This window comes from Methanobrevibacter sp., assembly GCF_045636185.1.
Lineage (GTDB): Archaea > Methanobacteriota > Methanobacteria > Methanobacteriales > Methanobacteriaceae > Methanocatella.
Genome location: NZ_JAZTXC010000100.1, coordinates 1 through 2,526, shown reverse-complemented (window position 1 = coordinate 2,526; position 2,526 = coordinate 1). Strand labels below are relative to the sequence as shown.

General features: G+C 35.7%; 2 protein-coding genes and 1 pseudogene. All 3 read right to left on the bottom strand.

The genetic code is table 11. The annotated features are described in order from the left end of the window. Positions 1 to 330, bottom strand: a pseudogene (locus ACKI3Q_RS05795) (methyl-coenzyme M reductase I operon protein C); the annotation flags it as partial. Between the two features lie 20 nt (positions 331 to 350). Continuing rightward, positions 351 to 806: a methyl-coenzyme M reductase operon protein D gene (mcrD, locus tag ACKI3Q_RS05790; RefSeq protein ID WP_407415168.1), complete on the bottom strand. Its 456-nt coding sequence runs from the start codon at positions 804 to 806 to the stop codon at positions 351 to 353. A gap of 89 nt (positions 807 to 895) precedes the next feature. Continuing rightward, positions 896 to 2,227 carry a coenzyme-B sulfoethylthiotransferase subunit beta gene (gene mcrB / locus ACKI3Q_RS05785; RefSeq protein ID WP_407415166.1) on the bottom strand — a complete coding sequence of 444 codons (1,332 nt, stop codon included), beginning with the start codon at positions 2,225 to 2,227 and terminating at the stop codon, positions 896 to 898. Positions 2,228 to 2,526: the final 299 nt, after the last annotated feature.

Sequence of the window (2,526 nt, the reverse complement as noted above, 5' to 3'; positions counted from 1 at the left end):
TAAATGAACCACAATAACCTTAAACTTTTGCATTTGTTCAACTTCCTTGTCAGTCAAACCAAAAGCGTTTCCTGCACCACCGGCAGGAGCATCATGTGGAACACCACTACCTGCATCCAATATCATGGTACTGGTTAATAGATTAGCCTCACGTAAACCAAAAGTGATTTCACAAACAGGTTTGGTAATGTGTCTACGACCTGGAGACATAGCAACTGCCAAAACATCACTTCCACATTCAGCGAAAGTTCCTCTTTGAGCAATTCCACCTCCTTCACCAAGACCTCTTGTTTCCCTGCAGTCTACAAGATGAGTGCATCTTCCAATCATATTATCAACCTATAGATATTTTATTCCATTGAATCTTTTTTTAGAATAGAGACATGATCCTTAAATTTTGAACGGGTATCAGCGATACCAATCAATTCTTCAGGAATTTCTGTTTTATCACCATATTTCAATCCATCAGTAACAGTTCTTTGTTTTCTGATGTATTGTGCTTTGCTAGTATTAATGTCAAATCCAGTATCAATATGTTCATCACATATTGATCTGATTTCGTCAATACCAGATTCATCAGATAATTCCACAAAAATTCTACCAGTCTTAACTTTCAATTCAACTTCTTCGCCACTTACCACAATGACTCTGCGATCACCATAAAGACGATCAATTTCATCTTGTGGTGGGAGTCTTGGTCCTTGAATGACAGTTCTTTTAACTGATTCTAAAGATTCAAGATCATTCAATAATTTTTCAGTTGTGTCTGTACCTAAAATTCTGTGTGGAAATATTTCAATATCCATTATTTAACCTCAGTATTCAAATCGGAACGATTTAAATATTTATTGTGAATTTTAAATTAGATTTTAATTAACAAAAATTAATTCGATAATTAGATGTCACCTTTAATCTCAGCAGCTGCTAAAGCAACATATTTGAGTGGTTCTCTGAATTCGTCAATCTCACTGTATACTTCTTTAATTAATCCAGAAGTTGCTTCTGGAGAGAAGAGTTGGGTACCAGCATCTAATGCCATACCTGCAGCTACACAAGGGATAGTAAATCCTTTACTGTGTCTGGTTACTACGTGGTTACCGTTGAATAAACCAGGACCTCCTCCACCATAGATAGAGTGAGAGAAGAAAGAGAATCCTACAGCTACCCCTTCAGCTCTACCGAAGTCAATACCAGGTAAACCGGTAGCGAATTCGATGTTGTCGTTGAAGTATAAAATAGTTGATGGAATACCTTGAGCAGCTCTTGCTGCACCTACGTTAACCATAATAGCAGCAGTACATCCAGCAGCAGCATATGCGTTCCATTTAGCTGCGTCACTAGTTGCGTACATGTTGTATCCAGTTAATTCTTTTTCTACAGCGATTACACCATCTGCTTCAGCTTTAGCAATAGTGTCTTGTACGATGGAACCAACAGTTCCTTCTTTAGCGTTGTCTTGTACGAGACCTAATACCATGTTGTCAGCGTTTAAACCTTGGTAAGCTAAACCTAATAAGTGCATTCTTTCGTATGCACCGATAGCGTCACCCATTTCAAACATTGCAGTTTGTTCGAAAATACTTGCAAGAGCAGTGGATTGTAAAGTATTTTTAAGGGTAGCAGCTACGAAGTCGTTTGCTTTAATGTTTCTTAAGGAGTAACCTGGACCTTCTAATTTTTGTGGTACGTCTAACATGGTTTTTAAGTTGGATCCCATGTATTCTACAGATTGTGGGTATCTTCCTAAGATAGCAGCTTTTACCATGTTTGCGTCGTACATGTTTACGTCAAACTCTTTGATAATAGCTTGAGTTAATGCAGTTGCGGTAGCTAAGGTTGCTACGGAGTATTCTGCGGAAGAGTCTAATCTGATAGTTGGAATTTGGACTAAAATCCTTTTTCCACCAGAGAGTACTTCACATTTAGTATCATCGTCTTCAGTTACTTGAAGCATATCTTTTACAGCAGCGTTAATGGAATCTGCATGAGCAACGATGTCAAGATCCATTTCTCTACCTAAGATTTTAGATTTACTTCCACCGACGGAAGCAGTTTTTAAAGATTTTTCGATTCCTTCTAAGTTTACAGCTACAGTTCTTTTAACACCGCTAATAATGTTCTTAATAGCAGGGTTACGTAACGGACTTAGAGCTTCGATTGGTACATCAGCTTCGACTAATGAACCTCTGTCGTCGTATAAATCGACTTTATCATCAAACTTTGCCAATTTTTTCCCTCCTAAATAAATAGAGTTAATATACCACTCAACAAAAACCATTTCAGTTTTTAGTGAGTAAGCTATCCAGCAAAATTTTTGCAATAGCCAGCTATTTGGTATACAGATATTAGTTTATTTAAAATATAATATAAACATTCGTTTAAGAATTAAATAGAAAGGTTTATAAGTAATAAATTTTTTTAAATTTTTTATTATAGAAATGCTGAAAAGTAATACTTTTTTAAACTCATTAGAAATGATTAAATTTAAAAATTTACACTATTAATGTTTTATAATTAAAAATATTA